A 20,998-nucleotide genomic window follows, 5' to 3' on the forward strand; every position below is an offset into this window, starting at 1 on the left:
CGGCCGCCCGCCGGTGGTGCGCAGGCACCATCGGCGGGCTCCATCGGCGGGCAACACCGGCCGATGAGCTAAGACCCTTCGCCGCCGCTCCGCGGCGCATACCCCGGTGGTTGCTGCGGCGGCGGCAGCAACGGCTCCAGGGGTACGACCGGACGCGTCACCGGCTTCTCCGCCGTGACGTCGACCTCCTCGCCGTAGAGCAGGATCGGCAGCGTGGCGCCCTCGCCGTCGCGCAGGCTGACCCGGGCGGTCTCGTGATCGGCCTCGACGAGCAGGCGCACACCGCTGTGCCGCAGGTTGAAACGCAACCGGGTGATGCCGGACGGCAGCCGGGGCGCCAGGGCGGGCACCGCCGAGTGCGAGCGCAGGCCGCCGAAGCCCTCGACGATCGCCGACCACGCGCCAGCCAGCGAGGCGATGTGCAACCCGTCGCGGGTGTTGCCGTGCAGGTCGCGCAGGTCCACCATGGCGGCTTCCCAGGCGTAGTCGTGGGCGAGCTCCAGGTGGCCGACGTCGGCGCACATCACCGCCTGGGTGCAGGCGGAGAGCGACGAGTCCCGTACGGTGATCCGCTCGTAGTAGTCGACGTTGCGGGCCTTCTGCTCGGGCGTGAAGTCGCCGCCGCACCAGTGCATGGCGAGCACCAGGTCGGCCTGCTTGCACACCTGACGGCGGTAGAGCTGGAAGTACGGCGCCGTCATCATCAGCGGCTGGTCGACCCGAGAAGACGGGAAGTGCCAGGGCGCGTACCGGGTGAAGCCCTCCGACTGCGGGTGCACGCCGAGCCGCTCGTCGTACGGGATGTGCACCGCGTTCGCGCAGGCCAGCCACGTCTCCGGCTCGTCCGGCCGGACACCGAGACGCTCGGCGGCAGCGGGGTCGCGGGTGCACGCGTCGGCAGCGGCACGCAGGTTCCGGGCGGCCATCAGGTTCGTGAAGACGTTGTCGTCGGCGACCGCGCTGTACTCGTCGGGGCCTGTCACACCGTCGACGTGCCAGGCGCCGGACGCGTCGTGATGACCGTGCGACGCCCAGAGCCGCGCGGTCTCCACCAGGATCTCCGGGCCGAAGTCCAGCTCGGTTCCGGTGATCAGCCGGTATTCCTCGACGGCGCGGGCCACCACCGCGTTGAGGTGCAGCGCTGCGGTGCCGGCCGGCCAGTACGCCGAGCACTCCTCACCGCCGATGGTGCGCCACGGGTAGGCCGCGCCGGACAGGCCCAGGGTCGCCGCCCGGTCCCGCGCGTGCGGCAGGATCGAGTGCCGCCAGCGCAGCGCGTCCGCGGCGGCCCGTGGCGCGGTGTACATGAGCAGCGGAAGCACGAATCCCTCGGTGTCCCAGAACGCGTGCCCGTCGTACCCGGGACCGGTCAGGCCCTTGCCGGGGATCGGCCGGCCCTCGGCGCGGGCGCCGGCCTGCAGCACGTGGAACAGTCCGAAGCGGACGGCCTGCTGGAGCGTCGGGTCTCCCTCGATCTCCACGTCGGCCGCGTCCCAGAAGTCGTCGAGATAATCCCGCTGCTCGGCGACCAGCCCGTCCCAGCCGCAGTACCGTGCCGTGTTCAGCGCCGCGGCGATCTGGTCGCGGAGCGCCTCGGTGGAACGGGACGTGCTCCACCCGTACCCCAGGAATTTGATGATGCGCAGGCGCCCGCCGGGCGGCAGGAGGGTGACCACCGTGGTGCGCGCCCAATCGGGGCGGACGTCGGTCTCCTCCTGGTAACCGGACGGGCAGGTGATCACGTGGTCCATGCCGGCGGCCAGCAGCAGCCCGCTGGAGCGGGTGCGATGCAGCAGCACCGCGCCGTGCTGCTCGCGGTCCTGCTCGACGGCGAGCAGCGGGTTGTTGAGGGCGGCGGCGACGCGCGGGTCGTCCGAGACTTTCGCCTGCTCCTCGTTGGCGGCCAGCCCGGACTGCACGGTGATCCGGACCTGCTGGTCGACGGCCTCGACCTCGTAGCAGATCGCGGCGACCGCCCGCTGGGTGAACGAAACCAGTCGCCGGCTGGTGATCCGCACCCGCCGCCCGGCCGGTGACTCCCAGTCGACGGAGCGGTGCAGCATGCCGGCGCGCAGGTCGAGAACGCGCTCGTGGGAGTGCAGCACGCCGCTGCCGACGTGGAACTGCTCGTCGTCGACCATCAACCGGATCAGCTTGCCGTCCGTCACGTTGACGACGGTCTGTCCCTGTTCGGGATAGCCGAAACCACCCTCCGGGTACGGCAGCGGACGATCCTCGTAGAAGGAGTTCAGGTAGGTTCCGGAGATCTCGTGCGGCTCACCCTCGTCGAGGTTGCCGCGCATGCCGAGGTACCCGTTGGCGAGCGCGAGCACCGACTCGGTCTGCGCGAGGAGGCTGGTGTCGAGCCGGGTCTCGCGCACCGCCCAGGGCTCGGCGGGGCAGATGTCTTGGCTGATCACAGCAGGGCAATTACCGCGCTCGGCCCCCGGGAAACTGGCAGTTTGCTGAGTTAGGCAGGATGCTCGGGTGCGGAGCTACCTGATTCCCGCGATTGCGGCGACCGTGGTCCTGGCCGGCGGCGGGCTGATCTATGTCGGTCTGGACTCGTCATCCGACTCCGCCGGGGAGGCGGTTGTCGCCTCGCCGTCGCCCACCGGGCCGAGCCCTGAGGAGCTGGCCGCGGCCGAGCGGGCCAAGCGGGTCAAGCAGCTGGACGCGGCGCTGAAGAAGGTGCCGACCGGCGGCGCCGAGTTCTCGGTCGCGGTGCTCGACGCGAAGACCGGGGAGACGTACGCGTACCGGGGCGCCACGAAATACGACACCGCGAGCATCGTGAAGGCGGACATCCTCGCCTGCATGCTGCTCAAGGCGCAGGACGCGGACCGGGAGCCGACCGCCAAGGAGATGAACCTGGCGAAGCCGATGATCCAGGTCAGCGACAACAACGCCACGACGTCGCTGTTTCAGCGGATCGGCGGGAAGGCGGCGGTCACCAAGTGCAACAAGCGGCTCGGGCTGACCGCGACCACGGTCGACGTGCACTGGGGACTGACCCGGACCACGGCCGCTGACCAGGTGAAGCTGCTGACCGCTTTCGACTCCGCCGAGGGCCCTCTCGACGAGGAGTCCCAGAAGACCGCTTTTGACCTGATGACCGGGGTGGACGAGGAGCAGGACTGGGGCGTGCCGAGCATTGCCGCGGAGAGGGAGACCGCGACAGTGAAGAACGGCTGGGACACCCGGGACGCGGACGGCGGGAAGTGGGTGGTCAACACGATCGGGCGGGTCACGTCGGACGACGTCGACGTGTCGGTGGCGGTGCTCTCGCACGACAACAAGTCGCAGGAGGCCGGGATAAAACTCGTGGAGAAAGTCGCCAAGGCAACGCGCCAATACCTCAAGTACTGAACTGGCGCGTTTGGCCGCAAACGTTCACCGGGGGCCGCCCGGTAGTGCGCCGATGCGGCCGCGTGTCACGGTCGGTCGTCGGTGACCGTGGAGCGCTGCGGCGAGCACTGGCAACCAGCCGGGCCGCCTGGGCCCGCGTGCCCCGCCGACCCAGCGCTGGCGTCCTGCGGCTGGCATCTCGCACCTGACACCTCCCGCCCCGCCGATCTTGGAACCCAAGGTCCCAGCCGTAGCCCACACATGTGATCAAGCCCGGATAACCGCTCTCACCTACGGCTCGCATCGCCCGGCCGTAGCTCGCGCATGTGATCAAGCCCGGATAACCGCTCTGCCCTACGGCTCGCGCCGCCCGACCGTAGCTCAGACATGTGATCAAGCCCGGCCTCCCCGGCTGCCGCGAGGTGACATCCCGAGCCCTCGAGGTAACGGAAATCGGACCTCAACGAAGACCTAACGGCCCAGAGGGACGGCCTGGCGACTGGCCACCGACAGCCACACCCACGTTTCCGCAGGTAGGCGGCTTCATTAATTAACCAGCGGGGTCAGCACTCACGACCAGCCGGACCGGCTGGTCCGGCTGGTCGTGAGTGCTGTCCCCCGCTGGTGTGGATCGTGGAAAGGCGTGGCCCGGCTGGCGCTCAGTGCTGCCCCGAGCCGCCGGCGAGAACACTCACAGCCAGCCGGGCACGACGAGCTGGTCGCCAGTGCTGCCGGACGCCCGTTCCGAGAGCACTGAGCACCAGCCCGCCCCCACCGCTCCAAGATCCGAAACCGCCCGCGCCGGCACAACCCCGCCGCTGCCCTAGCGCCCGCGCCGCATCATCTCCTGCGCGATCTCGCTGCGAAGCCGGTCGCGCCAGGCCTGCATGTGCTTCAGGTTCGGCTGGCCGATGTTCTCGTCCTGCCTGTAGATGGTCATCCGCTCGGCCTCGAGTTCCCGGTCCACGTAGACGAGGGCCTGTTCGAGCTCGCCGTTCCGCTCCAGGATGATCGCGAGGGCGTACCAGACTTCTCGCAGGTCCTCGAGCCGAGCCGGTTGCAGCGCCTCCAGCTCGTGGAGCATGTCGGTGAACAGCTGGATCGCTGCCTCCATGTCCCCGTTGTCCCGCAGGAGGTAGCCCATCTGACGCCGTACCAGAAGGGTGTCCGGATGGGTCGGACCCAGCACCCGGCGCATGTCCTCGCTGAGCGCCCGCGCCTCGGTGATCGCCGCAGGGGATCCGACCGCCTTGGCGGTGATCTGGATCAGCTCGCGGCGGGCGGCCAGGGTGTCCGGGTGGTCGGCGCCGAACTCCGCCGTCCGGGCGGTCACCTCCTCCTCGGCGAGCCGGCGCGCCGCGGCCGGGTCGCCCTCCTTCGCCAGCCACCACCGCAGCTTGTGCCGGGCCTCCACGGTGTCCGGATGCCACCGGCCGAGCGTGCGGGTCAGGTACGCGATCCCCTGCTCGGCCCGGTCACCGGCCATCGACTCCGGCCGGTCCCAGGACGCGAACCCGCGCAGTGCCGACCGGCGTCGGACGAATTCCCGGATGCCCATCGCTGACTCCCTGATCTAGATGGTGTCGCTGCCGGTCTCCCAGTAGGCCATCCGCTGCTGCTCGGCGGCCTGCTGCTTCTCGGCCTCGGTCTGGTACGCCCAGCTGCTCGCCAGCGCACTCGTCTGGGTGGCGCTGAGCCGCGTGACGGCCGGCGGCGGCGGCTGCTTCGCGCAGTACTCCTGGAAGCGGTACCGGCGCTTCGGCCAGAGCTTGTAGAGAATCCATCCGAGCGGGACGAGGAACAGCAGCCATATCACCAGGAACGGGATGAACAAGACGAAGCCCTCCCACACCCTGGTCGGGTGGAGCGCGCCGAAGTAGGTGAGTTGGAGGCCCCAGAAGACGGTGAGCGACACCACCGTCACCATCGAGATCAGCCTGAGGAGGTCGGCCTTCCTGCGGGCCCAGCGAGGCAGCCGCGCAACCTGTTCCCGCACGAACTCCTCACGCTGCCGGTCCATGTCGTGCGCGCTCCGGATCTGCGACAGCGCCACCGGCTCCCCGGCCGCGGCGAGCCACTCCAGCACGGCCGCCTCGAGCGGATGCGCCGGCTTGTTCGCCGGGTCGCTGCCGCGTTCGGTCACCGTCACCAGGCCCTCGGCGTCGATGCTGATCAGCCCGTCGACCAGGAGTGCGGACGCGACCGCGGCGTAGAGCGGGCGGTCCCACGCCGGGTTCGCCACCGCGATCACGTAGTAGGGATCGATGCTGACCTCGGGGAACCGCCGCACGACCCGGCTGTCCCAGAGGCTCCGCAGGGGAAAGATCACAAGCAGGACGACCAGGAGCGCGATGGCGTACGCCGCCACGGCGCCCGCCAGGGCCAGATCGGTCACGCCCCATCGTTACATTCCGATGGCGCTGTGTATATGAACTACTTTTCGAAGAGGTACTGGAGGCCGATCACGTCGAAGACCCGCCGCACGATGCCGACCGCCCCGGCGAGCCGGAACCCGATCCCGGCCTCCTCGGCGGCGAGGTACCCCTCCAGGATGGCGCTGACCGCCTCCGAGTCGATGAAGCGCACCCCGCGCAGGTCCACGACGAGCCGCGACCCGTCGGCGTCGCCGGCGGCAGCCAGCAGCGCCTCGCGGATCTCGTCGCGAGCTCCGATGTCGAGGTCGCCGGTGAGCGCGACCGTGATCACGCCGGGCGCGGCCGCCCGCATGATCGTGAAGTAATCGTCCGGCACGATAATTGTCTACCAGCAAATAATCCGGACCGCATCCGGCGCGCGAGGGACGCCCGGCCACGCCGGACGTCCCTCTACCGTAGGACTCAGCTCTCCGACGCCCACAACAGGGCACGTCCGAGCTGGGACTGCAGGCCCTTGGCGTGCAGCCGCCAGATCGGGTCGGTGCCGATCAGGACGACGCCGTTGCCGGCCGCTGTGGTGCTGCGCACGATCGCCGCCTGGCCGGCCGCCTCGGCCTGGCTGCCCGAGCCGTTCGCGGCCGGCGCCCACCAGCCCGCCAGCAGCGGGTCCGCGGCGTACGACTGCTCGACCGTCACGCCGGCGCCGAGCCCGGTGTACCAGACCGGCTGCGCGATGAACGAGTGCGGAATCGCACCGGAGCTGACCGGCCCGCCGTTGTTCACCACGTTCACCACACCGCTGGCCAGGCTCGGCCCGGAATGCGCGGTGACGCTGATCAGCCCGGCCGCGGTGCCGAACGCGGGGCCGGCGCTGTCCACCCCGACCACACCCCCACCCCGTGCCAGGTACGCGTCGAGCGCCGCCCTGTTCTCCGCGGTCAGCACGGCCGGGTTCAGCGTGCTCGCCACCAGCAGCACGTCGACATCCGCGGTCAGGCTCGTCGCGAGCGTCGCCGGAGTGACAGCGCGGGCCTCGAAGCCGGTGTCCGCGAGAGTGTCCCGGACCTCGACCCCGCCGACGTATCCGACCACGACCTCGTCGAGCAGCGTGCCGGACCAGCGTTTCGGCGCCCTGTCGAAGGTGACCCGGTGCTCGGCGGCCTCGGCCGTGACCAGCCGCCGGTAGGACTGCGGGACGACCACCGAGCCGTCGGTCAGCCGGTAGACCCGCGCGCCGGCGTCCAGCAGGTCGTTGACCGCGCGCAAGTCGGTGGCGTCCTGGATGTCCAGCCGGTAGTCGGCGCGGCCGGCCGGCAGGTCACCGCGGACCACCCCGTCGTAGACGCGATGCAGCCTCACCCGGGGCAGGTCGTTCCAGAGCGTGTCCACGGTGGCGCCCCAGGTCAGGCCCTGGCTCCAGCCGGCCGGCCCGGCATAGAGATCGGAGACCCGGTCGGTGATGTCGGCGCCCGGCTCCAGCAGCGAGTTCACGATGCCACGTTTCGGCTGGTGAAGATCAATGACATAGGAGCCCGCCGGGTACGTCTTCCCGCCCGCCCGGAAAGTCGTGGCCGCCCGCCAGACCCGGCCGCCGCTGCCGATCAGCAGGTCGACGAGTCGCGCCGCAGCGGCCTCGGAGTGCTGGCGGTCCCCGGCCGGGATCACGTACGAGCGGGGGAACTCGGTGCGGTAGTCGTCCTCCGGACCCCAGCCGGGCACGTAGCCGTCCGGGATGTCCCGCAGCGGCTCGCCGGCCCAGCCCCGGCGGTACACCTCGGCCTGGTCGTGGATGACCTGGTCGCGGTTCGCCTGGATGTACTCCAGCGACTTCTTGATCGCCACCTCGTGCACGTCGGTGTTGATCCCGGAGCGCCGCACCCGCTCCTGCGGGGTGAGGTTGCCGCGCGGGTTCAGCGGCGCCTCGATGGTGTACGGGATGCTCGACTGCAGCAGCGAGAACGACGGCACGTAGATCGGCGGGAAGTCGTCCCAGACGCCCGGCTCGTCGTCCCGGAACGGGATCCGCGCGCTCTGCGTCTCCGGGTACCCGAGGTCCTTGAGACCCTGCTCGATGCCGAGCGCGTTGGGCAGCGCGTGCTTGATGAACAGGTCGTACTCGTTGTTGACGTTGTGCGGCGGCGTGCTCGGGTGCAGCAGCGTCGGGCTGACGTACCCGTGCAGGTCCAGCGTGATGATCGGCTTGACGTCGACAGCGAGCTCGCGGATCAGGTTCGTCTCCGGCTGGCTCACGATGGTCAGGTCACGGTTCAGGTCGTACCCGTTGCCGTTGGCCCGGGTCCCGGCGACCCGGCCGTCCGGGTTGGCCGTGATGTTGAAGACCAGCCGGTTGCGCCGCAGCAGCGTGGCGACCGCCGGATCCGTGCTCGTCGCGTACTCCTCGATGACCCGCAGCGCGGCGTCGGTGCCCTCCCACTCGTTGCCGTGGATGTTGGCGTTGACGAAGAGCGGGGTCTTGTAGTCGCGCAGCAGCTGCCTGTCGGTGCGGGCCCGGACCGGGTCGTCCTCGATCAGGCGCTTCCAGCGTTCCTGCCGCTGGGCCTCGGCGCGCGACTCCGGTGCGGTCACGGTGACCACGTACAGGTCGTATCCGCCGGCCGACGTGCCGGCCACCCGGGCGGAGACCCGGTTGCTCGCCTTCTGCAGGGCGTTGATCTTCGGCGCGATCTCGTCGTACGGAATCACGCCGATCGGGATCGACGCGTCGTCCGGGTTGTCCGGCCAGACCGGGAGCACGTTCTGGCGCGGGTACCCGGCGATGTCGCCGATCGGGGTGGCCGTCGGCGGCACGGCAGGCAGAGCGTCGGCATATGCGGGAGCGTTCCAGGCGGTGACGAGGAGGACGGCGGCCGCGGTGGAGGCGGCGAGTCTTCGCAACATGGTCGCGATCGTCGATGTTTCACACCAGCGTCGTCAATGTCCGTAAGCGCACATTGCCTATAGATCCAATAGGTTTTATGATCCACCGGTCAGCGCGCGCAGGCCGGCCGCCACCAGCACGCCGAGCAGCACGGCGAGCAGCAGCGGAACCTTCAGCAGGCGAGCGCCGACCACCGCCGCCAGCGCGGCGAGAACCGTCCAGTCCAGGTCGGCCCAGCGCCGCCCCAGGACCTCCACGACGACCAGCCCGGCGAGCAGAGCGGGCGCGAGAAGCGCGATCACTCCGACGCTCCACCACGGCAGCTCCCGGTCACCGAGCAGGGCCGGGCCAGCCGCTTTCACCGCGAAGCTGCCCGCCGCCACAGCAAGAATCGCCAGCCACAACGTCACGGCCGCGCCTCCCCGATCTCGGCATCCGCCGCACCCGCCGCATCCGCCGCAGCGGCCGCACGCGCCGTACCGTCGGCACGCGCCCCACCGGCGGCACCCGCCGCATCTGTGGTACCCGCGGCACCCGCCGCATCTGTGGCACCCGCGGCATCTGCGGCGGAGACCCGGCTGCGCAGCCCGACCAGGGCGCCCACCGTGGCTCCGACCAGCGCGACCCCGGCCGGCACCCACCAGAGCATCCCGGCCGCCACCGCCCCACCGATCACCGCCGCGAACAGCGCCCCATGAGCAAGCCGCGAGCCGCCGCGAGCCGAGGCCGGGCCGCCGCGAGCCGACCGGTGGGCCTGGTGTTCGGCGCGGAGCTCGTCCAGGAGCAGGACCAGGAAGAACGCCGGGAACACCACGTCCAGCCCGAGCTGTTCGACCAGGCCGGGCGAGGGCGCGGCGAGCACCCCGAGCACCGTGCCGGCCACCCACGCCGGCCACTGCACGATCGTCGCGCCGAACAGCCGCCAGCGGTCGAACCGGCCACCGCCCAGATGCGCGGCCACCCACGACCCGTCCACGACGGCCTGACCTTGGAGAGCTCGCCGGAACCGCCCGCCGGACAGACTCGGCCCGATCGCGAGCCCCATCGGCAGGAACCGCCCGTTGATCAGAAGCGCCGCGCCGATAGCCGGCCCGACCCCTCCGCCGCCGGCCAGCGCCGCGAGCAGCGCGAACTGCGCCGACCCGGAGAAGATGAGCACCGAGGCCACGATGGCGGCGAGCGGGCTCCAGCCCTGGTCATGAGCCGTAGCCCCGAACGTGATCGCCAGCACGAACCCCGCAGCGGCCAGACCTGCGCCGACCCGCATCCCACCGACGAAACGCTGTCGCGCGGTATCCACTCCCCCGACCGTACTGTGAACGCCGGGATCCGCATCCCGGGACGGAGATCCGCCACCAGTTCGCCCGGCCGGCCAGTCTCATCAGGGCCGGCACCAGGATCGCGCGGCGCGGCGGCGATGCCGTCCATCGTGGCCGCCGGCGAGCCGGAACGCGCCGCGCTCGTCGGCGGAGCTCAAGAAGGCGCTTCTCGGCTATCTCACCCCTGGCGGATGAGGCGGACCGGGCGAAACCGCTCCTAGCGTCCTGGCATGGACGCGCTGCTGGGATCACTGACCGAAACCGAACTGGCCCTGGTCCGCGAGAGCGACCCGGAACGGATCGCCTCGCTGGACGAGGACGCCCTGATCGAGCTGCACAACCGGGTGCGGCGGGCGCGGAACAAGTACGTGAAGGCGTACCGGCGACGGGCCGCCGGACGGGTCGAGGAGGCCGGCGGCCGGGGCAAGGCGCACGCGCAGAACGCTCGCCGCCGGGCGAAGGCCGAGGTGTTCGAGACTCTGCTCGCGGCCGTGAGCCAGCAGCTCGCCGCCCTGGCGAAGGCGAGCGCCGAGGCGTACGAGGCGGAACGGCTGAAGGCGGAACCCCCGCCGGCCCCGCAACCGCGGCAGAAGCCGCAGAAGGCGAAGCAGAAGGCGAAGCAGAAGAAAGTCGCCCCGCAGCGCACCGATCGCCGCCCGAGCTCACCGGACCTGCGCAAACGCGCCGCCTCCACCCGGGCCACGAACGCGCGGAAGCAGGCCCGGAAGGACAAACGCTCCTGAGTCGCTCGCTCCGGGGGCCGGTCACCGTCTTGACGAGACAGTGACCGGCCCCTATTTTTGTCGCAAAGATTTTCAGAAAGTTTCACTCCTGTTGCAGCAAGACATCCCCCATCCCCCGCAGGAGATCCCCCATGGCCCGTCGTCGCAGTCGTCTCGCCACCGCCCTCGCCGCCACCACGCTCGCCGTCGGACTCGGCGGTTTCGGCATCAGCTCGGTCATCAACGGCCCGGACGCGCTCGCGGCGCCGCCCGGCAGCAGGGACGTCACGGCCGTGATGTTCGAGTGGTCGTTCGCCTCGGTCGCCCGGGAGTGCACCAACCGTCTCGGCCCGCTCGGATACGGATACGTCCAGGTCTCGCCCCCGCAGGAGCACATTCAGGGCAGCCAGTGGTGGACGTCGTACCAGCCGGTCTCGTACCGGATCGCCGGTCGCCTGGGTGACCGGAACGCGTTCATCTCCATGATCAACGCGTGTCACGCCGCAGGCGTGAAGGTGGTCGCCGACACCGTGATCAACCACATGAGCGCGGGCTCCGGAACCGGCACCGGCGGGACCGGCTACAGCAAGTACAACTACCCCGGCTATTACTCCGCCGCCGACTTCCACTCCTGCCGGACGGCGATCACCGACTACACCAACCGCTCCAACGTCCAGGACTGCGAGCTGGTCAACCTCTCCGACCTGAACACCGGCAGCGACTACGTGCGCGGCACGATCGCCGCCTACATGAACGACCTCGCGTCGCTCGGCGTGGACGGCTTCCGGATCGACGCCGCGAAGCACATGTCCGCTTCCGATCTGTCCGGCATCAAGGCGAAGCTGGCCAACACCGGCGCGTACTGGAAGCAGGAGGCCATCTTCGGGGCCGGCGAGGCGGTACAGCCGACGGAGTACACCGGCACCGGCGACGTGCAGGAGTTCCGCTACGCCCGCGACCTCAAGCGGATCTTCCTCAGCGAGAACCTCGCCTACCTGTCGAACTTCGGCGCCGCCTGGGGTTACCTGCCCAGCAACCAGGCGGCGGTCTTCGTCGACAACCACGACACCGAGCGCGGCGGCGACACGCTCAGTTACAAGAACGGCTCCGCCTACACGCTCGCCCAGGTCTTCGCGCTCGCCTGGCCCTACGGCGCGCCCGACGTCAACTCCGGCTACGAGTTCAGCGACCACGACGCGGGACCGCCGAACGGCGGGACGGTCAACGCCTGTTACAGCGACGGATGGAAATGTCAGCATGCCTGGCGGCAGATCGGCAACATGGTCGGCTTCCGCAACGCGGTCTCCGGAACCGCCGTCACCAACTGGTGGAGCAACGGCGGCGACCAGATCGCTTTCGGACGCGGGAGCAGGGGATACGTCGCGATCAACCACGAGGGCAACTCGCTGACCCGCACCTTCCAGACGTCACTGCCTGCCGGAACCTACTGCGACGTCCAGCACGGCGACCCGGTTTCCGGCGGCGGGTGCACCGGAACGACGTACACGGTCAACGCATCGGGCCAGTTCACGGCGACGATCGCGGCCGGGGAGGCGGTGGCGCTCTACGTCGGGGCGACCGGTGGCGTCACGCCCACCACCGGTGCCACCACCAATCCCCCGGCGACATCCGGGGCGAGCTTCGGTGTGACCGCGACGACCACTGTCGGTCAGAACGTCTTCGTGGTCGGTAACCAGGCCCGGCTCGGCAACTGGGCGCCGGCGAGCGCCGTCGCGCTCTCCTCGGCGTCCTACCCGGTCTGGACGGGCACTGTCTCGCTGCCGGCGGGCACGAGTTTCGAGTACAAGTACGTGCGCAAGAACGCCGACGGCAGCGTGACCTGGGAGTCCGGCGTCAACCGCACGGCGACCGTTCCGGCAAGCGGAACGGTCACCCTCAGCGACACCTGGCGCAACTGACTCATTCCGTACGGAACCAGGCAGTTGACCATGAATTTCTACGGCCGTCCCGTTCGCCCGAGGCATTCCGATGCCCTCAGGCGAACCGGACGCTCCGTGCTTTTCAGCCGCTGGACGCGGCGGGTGGTCAGCCCTCTGGGATGCTGCCGCTACTGTGCAACCCATGGTGTTACCAGCCGTAGCCGCCGTGCTCGTGACCTCGATCATTCCCGCGGCAGCGGCTGTGGAATCCCCGCGGACCGTGTGCCGCATCACCGACGACCGGCTCAACGAGATCTCCGGACTGGTCACTGATGGTGACGGATACGTGGTGGTCAACGACGGCGCGGACGACCCGGACGGGCGGCGCGTCTTCTTCCTGAACAAGCGGTGCACTGTGACGCGTACCGTCGCCTATCCCTCCCGGCCCCGCGACACCGAAGACCTGGCGCGGGGCGCGGACGGGACGATCTGGGTCGGGGACATCGGTGACAACGGCAACAGCCGGGAGACCATCGCGCTGTGGCGGCTCGCTCCCGGCGCTCGCAAGCCGGCACTGTTCCGGCTCTCCTATCCGGACGGTGCCCGCGACGCCGAAGCGCTGCTCGTCGCCGGCGACGGCACACCCGTGGTGATCACCAAGGATCCGGTGACGGCCGGGGTGTACGTGCCGTCGGAGCCGTTGCGCGCCGGCAAGACGACACCGCTGAAGCGGGCCGGCGACGTTCCCATCCCGGTGACCGCGACGAGCAACCCGTTCGGGTTCGCCGGGCGGCTCGTGATCACGGGAGCCGCTGCCAGTCCGGATGGGACCCGGGTGGCGCTTCGGACGTACAGTGACGCCTTTGAATTTGACGTCACTGAGGGTGATGTGGTGCGAGCCGTGACCGGTGGCAGCTCCCGGACCACCGCTCTGCCGGACGAGCCGCAGGGCGAGTCGATCGCCTACAGCGCTGACGGATCCGCGCTGCTCACCGTCTCCGAGGGCCGTGACGTGCCGATCCTGAGCTATCCGCTGTCGCCTTCGGCTGCTCCGGCGAGCCCGCCGTCGACCGCGCCGTCACCGTCACCGTCGGTCGTGCCGTCACCGGCGCTCTCGGTTGTGTCGTCGCCCTCGGCCGCACCGTCGGCTGCCGCCGCCTCGCCGGTCGCCGCCTCCACCTTCCCCGTCGGAGCGGTCGCCGCCGCCCTCGGGATGATCGTCGCCGGAGGCGTGACAGGCCTGCTCATCGCGCGACGGCGACGCTCGTGATCACTCGTTGTGCAGGCGGATGTCGTCGACCTTGACATCGACGTTGCTCACGTGGAGCCCGTAGTTCTCCACCGCCTCGATCACTGCGGTCCGCACCGCGGCGGTCACCTCGGCCACCACCTCACCGGCCGCGATCACCAGCACCACCGTGATGTCCACGTCGAGACCGTTCACCCGGGCCGAGACGCCGCGCGTGGCGTCACCGACCTTGTCCAGGCCGATCCCGTCGAGCACCCGGTTGAAGAACCGCGCCACGTCACCGCCGAGCTCCGCGACACCGGGCACCGACCGGGCCGCCGCGGACGCCAGCTTCTCGACCACCTCACGCTCGAAGTGGGTCTGCCCCCGGTAGGCCGCCACCTCCACGACCTCCGCGCCCCCGCGCTGCGGCGGCACGGGCGGAACCACGGCCGGCAGAAAGATCTCCTGGGTACGGTCCGCGCGGAACTCGCCCTCGTCGTTCATCAGCGTCCCTAACCTGGTGCCACCCGAAGCGACGTGAGCCTACTAGATCCATTTCGGGCCGCTGTGGGTGTAGAAAGTGATCGTGATGACTGCGACTGTGTTCCTCGTCGCGCTCTGTCTCCGGCCGGCGATCACCGCGGTCGGACCATTGTTGCCGCAGATCAGCGTGGACGAGCATCTCGGTGAGGCGGCGCAGGGGCTGCTCGGCGCGCTGCCGCTGCTGGCGTTCGCGCTGGTGTCGCCGCAGGTGCACCGGTTCGCGCGGCGGCTCGGGACGGAACGGGCGGTGCTTGCCGCGCTGCTGGTCCTCGCTGCCGGCGGCGTCGTCCGGTCGTACGCGGGAGATCATGGTCTCTGGGTCGGCACCGCGGTGATCGGGTGCGCCATCGCGGTCGGGAACGTGCTGGTCCCGGTGATCGTGAAGCGGGACTACGCGGCGAACGTCTCGCGCGCCACCGGCTACTACACCGTGTGCATCACGCTCGCCGCCGCGACCGCTTCCGCCCTTGCCGTGCCGATCGCCGGGCCGACTTCCTGGCGGTTCGCGCTGAGCGTGTGGTCGCTGCTCGCGCTGCTGATCGCGGTGATCTGGCTGCCCCGGACCCGCGCGTCGGCCACCCCCGTGGCGACTCCGGCTGCTCCGTCCGGCGTCAGCGTCTGGCGGCAGCCGCGCGCCTGGCTGATCACCGCGTTCATGGGCCTGCAATCGACGACGTTCTACATGCTCGTCACCTGGCTGCCCACCATCGAGATCGCCGGCGGGGTGTCCGAACGAACCGCCGGCCTGCACCTCTTCCTCTTCCAAGGCATGGGCATCATCGGCGGCCTGACCATCCCGTTCCTGCTTCGCCATCCCCGGCACCGCCCCCTCGGCGCGGTGGTGGCAAGCCTGCCGGTCCTGCTCGCGATCATCGGCCTGCTCACCGCGCCGGCGCTGGCCGTGGCCTGGACCACGATCGCCGGACTTGGTCAGGGCGCGGCACTCGTCACCGCCCTCACGCTGATCAGCCTGGGCGGCCGAGATCACGCAGAGACCACCCGGCTGTCCGGAATGGCCCAGTCCCTGGGTTATCTCCTGGCAGCCTCGGGCCCGTTCCTGGCGGGCCTGCTGGCAGAACGCACCGGGGCCTGGACGGCGTCCCTGTTCCTGGTGGCAGGTTTCGCCCTCCTCCAGATCGCCGCAGGCGCAGCAGCCGCCCGCCAGCCCGGCACCCCGCAGGAAAACGGAGCGCCGTCACAGCCGGCAGGCCGGCCTAAAGGCCTTCGCTGAGATCCCGGGTGTTCCAGCCCGGCGTGTCGAAGCGCACCGGCCGGACGCCGACGAGCGCTGTCAGGTGCTTCTCGACGGTCTCCAGTTCGGCAGCGCCGATCTGCTGCCGCCATCGCTCGCGTAGCTCATCGAAGATCGCTTCGCCTTGCCGCATGACCTCGAAGCCCAGCGGTGTGACCTGTAGGCGTTTGCGGCGCGCGTCGCGGGGATCCGTCTCGCTCGCCACGTATCCCCGTTCCTGCAGCACGGCGATGGTCCGCGCCGCCGACTGCTTGGTGACCGACAGATGCCGGCCCAGAGCGGAAGCGCTGTCCGCGCCCGCGGCGATGGCCCGCATGGCGAAATCGTGGACCGGCCGGACATCCTCGTGTCCACGCCGGGCCAGCTCGTCGATCGCGGCGTCCACCAGTGCGCGGAAGCCGCCGAGCAGGAGCAATGCGAGATCAGCGCCGGAGCGGGACATGGGACAAGCCTACGTCGACCCCTCGACGATCGACAGTCGGGGTGTCTATTATTCGACACCCAGGCTGTCTAATTGAGGAGCGGCATGACCGTCACCCACCACCACGCCGAGGTCAACGGCACCCGTCTGCACTACGTCGCCGCCGGTGACACCGGATCGCCGATCCTGCTGGTGCACGGCTTCCCCGAGACCTGGTGGACCTTCCACCGGCTGATCCCGCTGCTCGCCGCCGAGCACCGTGTGTTCGCGGTCGACCTACGCGGCTTCGGCGACTCCGGCAACGGCCCCGGCGAGTACGACAGCGCGACCTCCGCCGAGGACCTGCATCGGCTCATCGGCGTACTCGGCGTGGGCCCGGTGCACCTCACCGGCCAGGACATCAGCGGCGCCACCGTGTTCCGCCTGGCCACCGGCCACCCGCAGGACGTACTCAGCCTCACCGCGATCGAGATGGGCCTGCCCGGCTTCGGCCTGGAGATGCTGGCTGACGTCACGCGGGGCGGCGCCTGGCACATCGGCGTCCTCGCCGCGCCCGGCATTCCGGAGCTGCTACTGGCCGGCCGCGAACGTGAATTCCTGAGCCAGTACGCCTTCCCGTCCCTGACCGCGAAACCCGGGGCGATCACCGACGCCGACATCGACGAGTTCGTCCGCACCTATGCCCGCCCGGACGGCTGGCGAGGCGCAGCCGGCCTCTACCGTTCGATGCTGCGTGAAGGTCCCGAATTGGCGGCTCTACGGCTGACCGTCCCCGTCCTGGCCGTCGGGGCCGGCGGCGGTCCCTTCACCGCGCAAACCATGGCCCGGGCCGTCACCGCCGGTATCCGCACGGTGTCGTTGGACGGCGTAGGCCACTACGTCGCCATGGAAGCCCCCGCCGAACTGGCCAGAGCGATCCTCGACTTCACTGCCGCAGTCGACGCCGCTTAGGCCGTATCCGAAAGCACCGCACGAACTCTGGACCGTCACCACGCTGGCCCGCGGTGACCAAAAACGACGTCGGCCCGCACGCCGGCTCGCAGGCCAGGTGCTGTGGCAGGGAGCGTGAGCAGAGACCCGCGACAACCGGTACGCGCGGCAGCAAGGGTGAGTGGGCAAGGTTTTGGGGCGGGGGATGGCCTACGCAGGGATCAAGCCTGACCGCCCGGAGTAGGCCATCCCCCGCCCCAAAACCGCCCCCCTCGCGCCGAGCCGCCACCGGCCAAACCGCGGAACCGCAACGCGCGGAACAGCGCCACAACAGCGCCGTTCTACGAAGAGCGGGCCAGCATGGACTCCACCTCAGAAGCCGTGACATTAGCGCCGAACAACTCGGTGCCGGGCTCCATGCGTACCCCCGAATCGAGGGACCCGGAAATCACCGCATCGAAGCCCAGGGAATCGACCAATGCCGCGGTAGCGGCGAGGTCGTCAGCGGAATCCCCCGCGATGGCGATGGCTTTGCGGCCGGGCGCGCCGGCCGGACGCGCCTCCGCCTCCAGATCGTGATAGCCCATGTGGTTGAACCCCTTGACCACCCGGGATTCCGGCAGGAACCCCTGCACCAGCTCACTCGACGAGCCCAGATCGTCGCGCACCCCGTCGACCTCCCACCAGTAATTCATCGCGTCGACGACCAGCTTTCCGCGCAGTTCCGCGACCGGCACCGACCGGTATTTCCCGAGCGGCAGCGCGAGCACCACGATGTCCGACTTCGCTGCCGCCTCGTCGGCCGAAACCGCGCGAGCGCCCGGGATCAGAACCTCGACGATCAGGCGAATCTTCGACGGGTCTCCGGATCCTGCCACGAGCACGTCATAGCCGGCGGCCACCGCGAGCCGCGCCAGCACGGTGCCCAGTTTCCCCGCACCGAGAATGCCTATCGTGGCCATTACGCCATCATCTCCCGCACCATCGGAGCGACCTTCGCGCCGAACAATTCCACCGCGCGCATCCGGGCACTGGCCGGCTGCGCTCCCGCGGTGTAGATGAGATCAAAGCGCCCGACGCCGAGCGCACCCGCACCCCGGGCGATCTTGCGGGCGACGGTTTCCGGCGAGCCGATGTAGAGCGATCCGTGCTCGACTTCCGCGTCGAACTCGGCTTTGCGCAGCGGCGGCCATCCGCGGAGCGCGCCGATCCGGTCCCGCTGCACCTTGTAGTGCGGGTAGAAGATCTCCTTGGCCTGCTCGTCGGTGTCGGCGACGAACCCCGGCGAGTGCATGCCGACCGGGTGCGCGACGGTGCCGAGCTGCTCGGCGGCACGCTGGTACAGGTCGATGTACGGCGCGAACCGCTCCGGTTGCCCGCCGATGATCGCGAGCATCAGCGGCAGCCCGTACCGGGCGGTGCGGACCACCGACTGGGGTGAGCCGCCGACGCCCACCCACGTGGAGAGCCGGCCGGATTCGGTTTTCGGGAACACGTCGGCGTCCAGCAGCGCCGGGCGAGTCTGACCGTTCCAGGTCACCGGCTTCTCGTCCAGAAGCTTGACGAACAGGTCGAGTTTCTCCTCGAAGAGGATGTCGTACTGGCTCATGTCGTAGCCGAAAAGCGGGAACGACTCGGTGAACGACCCGCGCCCGAGGATCGCTTCGGCTCGGCCGCCGGAGATCGCGTCGACGGTGGCGAAACGCTGGAAGACGCGCACCGGGTCGTCGGAGCTGAGCACTGTCACCCCGGAGGCCAGCGTGATCCGCGAGGTGCGGGCGGCGATGCCGGCCAGGACGGTCTCCGGTGTGGAGATCGAGTATTCCGGCCGGTGGTGTTCGCCGACGGCGATCGCGTCCACGCCGAGTTCGTCGGCGAGGACCGCCTCGTCGACGACCTGCCGGATCGCGGCGGCGTGCGTGACGAGCGCGCCGGAGTCGTCCTGCGGCACGTCGCCGAAGGTGTCGAGTCCGAGAATCATCACTGCCTCCAGGTGATTGATGCGTCAATCAAGTTGATGGACACGTCAACCAGGCGGTCCGCGACTTCATTCCCGACGCGAGATACCGCGCAGCGGCGCCAAACCCAGGCCCCCTCGCGATGTCAAGTGTCCTTGACATCGACGACCGCCCCCTCCTACGGTGTCAAGTGTCCTTGACACGGCTTCCGGATGGAGGGTCCCGTGCACATCCGCAACGAGATCAGGGCCAGCGCGCAGCTCGTGCTCTGGACGTTCGCCTGGGTGGCGAGTCTCGCCCTGGCCAAGTTCGGACCCCAGTTCCTGTGGGATCCGTCGCGGCAGGCGGCGAGCTGGACCGCCGTCGCCCTCAACGTCGCGGCCGGCGCCTGCTGGATCATCGCGTTCACGCGCTTCCTTCGAGCGCTCGACGAGCTGCAACGCAAGATCATGCTGGAAGCGCTGGCGATCACCCTCGGCGTGGGCTGGGTCACCGGGCTCGCCTACGTGGTCGCGGACACCGCAGGCCTTGTCGCACGCGACGTCGACGTCGCCGCTCTGCCCGCGTTCACCGGGGTCGTCTTTGTGGTCGCGTTCGCGGTTGGCAAGATCCGGTACCGATGAAGAACCGCATCACCGAGCTCCGCGCCGAACGCCGCTGGACGCAGGCCGACCTGGCCCAGCGTGCCGAGGTGTCCCGGCAGACGATCAACGCCGTCGAGACCGGGAAGTTCGATCCGAGCCTTCCGCTCGCGTTCCGGCTGGCCCGGCTCTTCGAGATGACGATCGAGGAGATCTTCATCGATGAGCAGTGAGCGCCGGCTGGACCAGTCGGCGCTCAGAGTCTCAGACTCGGCACTGCCACGTCGTCGCGTCGTAGAAGTTCGCGAAACGGTCCAGACGCGCATATCCATGGGTCAGCTCGGAACAGGCAGCCGCCACGTCGATGTCGTAGTAGGTCGGCCCGGCCCGGCTGTACCGCACACAATGCCAGTCGTAGACCGTCGTCCCGAGCAGCGCGGACCCGCTGTAACCCTGGCCGGTGCAGTACTTCTCGAAGTCCGGCGTGACCACGTCCGGCTGCACCGACCAGCAGGAGACCGACGTCGGGTCGTAGAAGTCGTCGATCCGGTCGACGACGTGCTCGTTGCCGTACAACCAGCGGCAGGCCGCGTCGAACGCGAGATCACCCTGCCGGCCGTCGGCGACGCAGTGCCAGTCGTAGGCGGTCGCGCCGGTCAGCGCCGCGTCGGCGTACCCGATCGAGCGGCAGTAGGCGCCGATGTCGAGCCCGCCGACCTGCGTCGGCGGCGGCGGGGAGGCACCGGCCGGGGTGGTCACGGCGAGCACACCGGCGAGGCCGACGAGCATCGCGAGCAGGAATTTGCTGATCGAACGCATAGCACTCCCGAGGGCAGCACGGATCCTGATTTGTCGCCTGAGGAACCCCAAAGGCACGCATAGCCTAAGGTGAATCCGTCGAATTGCAAGCGCTTGCAGGATGTGAATCAACTTGCAGGACTGTGACGCGGAGATGACTGAGGACCGTGGATCTCCCGGTGCAGGCGTTCCATCCGCTCGTCGAGCCGCGCCGCGTCCTCGGCCGCCGCGGTCAGCTCGTCCCGCAGCCGCGCCGGCACCTTCGGGCTGTGCTTGTAGTAGATCTTGTGCTCGAGACTGGCCCAGAAGTCCATCGCCACGGTCCGCAGCTGCACCTCGACCGGCACCGACACCACACGCTCGGACATGAAGACCGGGATCTCCACGAGCAGGTGCAGGCTGCGGTACCCGTTCGGCTTCGGCTTCGCGATGTAGTCCTTGGTCTGCGCCAGATCCACGTCCGGCTGCCGGGTCAGCATCTCGGCGACCGTGTAGACGTCCGAGACGAACCCGCACACCACCCGGATGCCGGCGATGTCGCGAATCCGCTGACGCAAGTCCGCGTACGTGAGCGGGCATCCGATGCGTTGTGCTTTCGCGGCGATGCTGGTCGGCGTCTTGAGCCGGGGCCGGATGTGCTCGATCGGGTTGCCGGTCCCCCGATGCGCCAGCTCCTCGGCCAGGATCTCCAGCTTCGTTCTGATCTCCGCGAGCCCGAACCGATACACCATCAGGAAGTGATCCAGATCGGTCATGTGCTCA

Annotated in this window: 21 protein-coding genes; 8 read left to right on the forward strand and 13 right to left on the reverse strand. The window is 69.7% G+C overall.

What is annotated here, in order from left to right:
• Nucleotides 1–68: 68 nt before the first annotated feature.
• Nucleotides 69–2,420: a glycosyl hydrolase family 65 protein gene (locus tag AB0F72_RS37575; RefSeq protein ID WP_360442334.1), complete on the reverse strand. Its 2,352-nt coding sequence runs from the start codon at nucleotides 2,418–2,420 to the stop codon at nucleotides 69–71.
• A 67-nt stretch (nucleotides 2,421–2,487) separates the two neighbouring features.
• On the opposite strand from AB0F72_RS37575, the gene AB0F72_RS37580 reads away from it, so the two are divergent.
• Nucleotides 2,488–3,369, forward strand: coding sequence for a serine hydrolase (locus AB0F72_RS37580; protein WP_360442337.1), 882 nt, complete (start codon nucleotides 2,488–2,490; stop codon nucleotides 3,367–3,369).
• A gap of 802 nt (nucleotides 3,370–4,171) precedes the next feature.
• Here AB0F72_RS37580 and AB0F72_RS37585 read toward each other — a convergent pair.
• From AB0F72_RS37585 to AB0F72_RS37610, 6 genes are all read right to left on the reverse strand, one after another.
• Nucleotides 4,172–4,906 carry a hypothetical protein gene (locus tag AB0F72_RS37585; RefSeq protein WP_360442340.1) on the reverse strand — a complete coding sequence of 245 codons (735 nt, stop codon included), beginning with the start codon at nucleotides 4,904–4,906 and terminating at the stop codon, nucleotides 4,172–4,174.
• A 15-nt stretch (nucleotides 4,907–4,921) separates the two neighbouring features.
• Entirely contained in the window at nucleotides 4,922–5,743 is an 822-nt protein-coding gene (locus AB0F72_RS37590; protein ID WP_360442343.1) for a hypothetical protein, read from the reverse strand.
• A gap of 38 nt (nucleotides 5,744–5,781) precedes the next feature.
• Nucleotides 5,782–6,099 (reverse strand): STAS domain-containing protein, encoded by a 318-nt coding sequence (locus AB0F72_RS37595; protein WP_360442346.1) that lies wholly within the window; start codon nucleotides 6,097–6,099, stop codon nucleotides 5,782–5,784.
• A gap of 86 nt (nucleotides 6,100–6,185) precedes the next feature.
• Entirely contained in the window at nucleotides 6,186–8,621 is a 2,436-nt protein-coding gene (locus AB0F72_RS37600) for a M14 family zinc carboxypeptidase (protein WP_360442348.1), read from the reverse strand.
• Nucleotides 8,622–8,696: 75 nt separating this feature from the next.
• Nucleotides 8,697–9,011 (reverse strand): AzlD domain-containing protein, encoded by a 315-nt coding sequence (locus AB0F72_RS37605; protein WP_360442351.1) that lies wholly within the window; start codon nucleotides 9,009–9,011, stop codon nucleotides 8,697–8,699.
• Nucleotides 9,008–9,901, reverse strand: a complete 894-nt coding sequence (locus AB0F72_RS37610; RefSeq protein ID WP_360442354.1) for an AzlC family ABC transporter permease — start codon at nucleotides 9,899–9,901, stop codon at nucleotides 9,008–9,010. Before AB0F72_RS37610 ends, AB0F72_RS37605 begins: the two co-directional genes overlap by 4 nt.
• A gap of 249 nt (nucleotides 9,902–10,150) precedes the next feature.
• Between AB0F72_RS37610 and AB0F72_RS37615 the strand changes: the two genes are divergently transcribed.
• The 3 genes from AB0F72_RS37615 to AB0F72_RS37625 all read left to right on the forward strand — a co-directional run bounded on the left by AB0F72_RS37615 (nucleotide 10,151) and on the right by AB0F72_RS37625 (nucleotide 13,792).
• Nucleotides 10,151–10,663 carry a hypothetical protein gene (locus AB0F72_RS37615; protein ID WP_360442357.1) on the forward strand — a complete coding sequence of 171 codons (513 nt, stop codon included), beginning with the start codon at nucleotides 10,151–10,153 and terminating at the stop codon, nucleotides 10,661–10,663.
• 131 nt (nucleotides 10,664–10,794) lie between these two features.
• Nucleotides 10,795–12,561, forward strand: a complete 1,767-nt coding sequence (locus AB0F72_RS37620) for a carbohydrate-binding module family 20 domain-containing protein (protein WP_360442360.1) — start codon at nucleotides 10,795–10,797, stop codon at nucleotides 12,559–12,561.
• Nucleotides 12,562–12,724: 163 nt separating this feature from the next.
• Nucleotides 12,725–13,792: a hypothetical protein gene (locus AB0F72_RS37625; RefSeq protein WP_360442363.1), complete on the forward strand. Its 1,068-nt coding sequence runs from the start codon at nucleotides 12,725–12,727 to the stop codon at nucleotides 13,790–13,792.
• On the opposite strand, the gene AB0F72_RS37630 is transcribed toward AB0F72_RS37625, so the two are convergent.
• Nucleotides 13,793–14,257: an Asp23/Gls24 family envelope stress response protein gene (locus tag AB0F72_RS37630; protein WP_360442366.1), complete on the reverse strand. Its 465-nt coding sequence runs from the start codon at nucleotides 14,255–14,257 to the stop codon at nucleotides 13,793–13,795.
• Between the two features lie 85 nt (nucleotides 14,258–14,342).
• On the opposite strand from AB0F72_RS37630, the gene AB0F72_RS37635 reads away from it, so the two are divergent.
• Complete coding sequence (locus tag AB0F72_RS37635) at nucleotides 14,343–15,527, forward strand: MFS transporter (protein ID WP_360442440.1); 1,185 nt, start codon at nucleotides 14,343–14,345, stop codon at nucleotides 15,525–15,527.
• Here the strand turns inward: AB0F72_RS37635 and AB0F72_RS37640 are convergent.
• The gene (locus tag AB0F72_RS37640) at nucleotides 15,511–15,990 is read right to left on the reverse strand and encodes a MarR family winged helix-turn-helix transcriptional regulator (RefSeq protein WP_360442369.1); all 480 of its coding nucleotides are present in this window, start codon (nucleotides 15,988–15,990) and stop codon (nucleotides 15,511–15,513) included. The two genes, AB0F72_RS37635 and AB0F72_RS37640, sit on opposite strands and share 17 nt — an antisense overlap.
• Nucleotides 15,991–16,074: 84 nt before the next feature.
• On the opposite strand from AB0F72_RS37640, the gene AB0F72_RS37645 reads away from it, so the two are divergent.
• A complete protein-coding gene (locus AB0F72_RS37645) occupies nucleotides 16,075–16,920 on the forward strand; it encodes an alpha/beta hydrolase (RefSeq protein ID WP_360442372.1) in 846 nt (281 codons plus the stop codon).
• 320 nt (nucleotides 16,921–17,240) lie between these two features.
• Here AB0F72_RS37645 and AB0F72_RS37650 read toward each other — a convergent pair whose 3' ends face one another.
• Both AB0F72_RS37650 and AB0F72_RS37655 read right to left on the reverse strand, forming a co-directional pair.
• The gene (locus AB0F72_RS37650) at nucleotides 17,241–17,861 is read right to left on the reverse strand and encodes an NAD(P)-binding domain-containing protein (RefSeq protein WP_360442375.1); all 621 of its coding nucleotides are present in this window, start codon (nucleotides 17,859–17,861) and stop codon (nucleotides 17,241–17,243) included.
• Entirely contained in the window at nucleotides 17,861–18,880 is a 1,020-nt protein-coding gene (locus tag AB0F72_RS37655; RefSeq protein WP_360442377.1) for an LLM class flavin-dependent oxidoreductase, read from the reverse strand. The genes AB0F72_RS37650 and AB0F72_RS37655 overlap by 1 nt, the downstream gene beginning before the upstream one ends.
• A gap of 201 nt (nucleotides 18,881–19,081) precedes the next feature.
• Between AB0F72_RS37655 and AB0F72_RS37660 the strand changes: the two genes are divergently transcribed.
• Both AB0F72_RS37660 and AB0F72_RS37665 read left to right on the forward strand, forming a co-directional pair.
• A complete protein-coding gene (locus tag AB0F72_RS37660) occupies nucleotides 19,082–19,480 on the forward strand; it encodes a hypothetical protein (protein WP_360442379.1) in 399 nt (132 codons plus the stop codon).
• The gene (locus AB0F72_RS37665; protein WP_360442381.1) at nucleotides 19,477–19,671 is read left to right on the forward strand and encodes a helix-turn-helix transcriptional regulator; all 195 of its coding nucleotides are present in this window, start codon (nucleotides 19,477–19,479) and stop codon (nucleotides 19,669–19,671) included. Before AB0F72_RS37660 ends, AB0F72_RS37665 begins: the two co-directional genes overlap by 4 nt.
• Before the next feature lie 31 nt (nucleotides 19,672–19,702).
• On the opposite strand, the gene AB0F72_RS37670 is transcribed toward AB0F72_RS37665, so the two are convergent.
• Nucleotides 19,703–20,257 carry a hypothetical protein gene (locus AB0F72_RS37670; RefSeq protein ID WP_360442384.1) on the reverse strand — a complete coding sequence of 185 codons (555 nt, stop codon included), beginning with the start codon at nucleotides 20,255–20,257 and terminating at the stop codon, nucleotides 19,703–19,705.
• 107 nt (nucleotides 20,258–20,364) lie between these two features.
• On the reverse strand, nucleotides 20,365–20,991 hold the full coding sequence (locus tag AB0F72_RS37675; RefSeq protein WP_360442387.1) for a GTP pyrophosphokinase family protein: 627 nt from the start codon (nucleotides 20,989–20,991) through the stop codon (nucleotides 20,365–20,367).
• Between the last annotated feature and the right edge of the window lie 7 nt (nucleotides 20,992–20,998).

Origin of the sequence: Actinoplanes sp. NPDC023936 (assembly GCF_040639325.1) — a bacterium.
Taxonomy (GTDB): domain Bacteria; phylum Actinomycetota; class Actinomycetes; order Mycobacteriales; family Micromonosporaceae; genus Actinoplanes.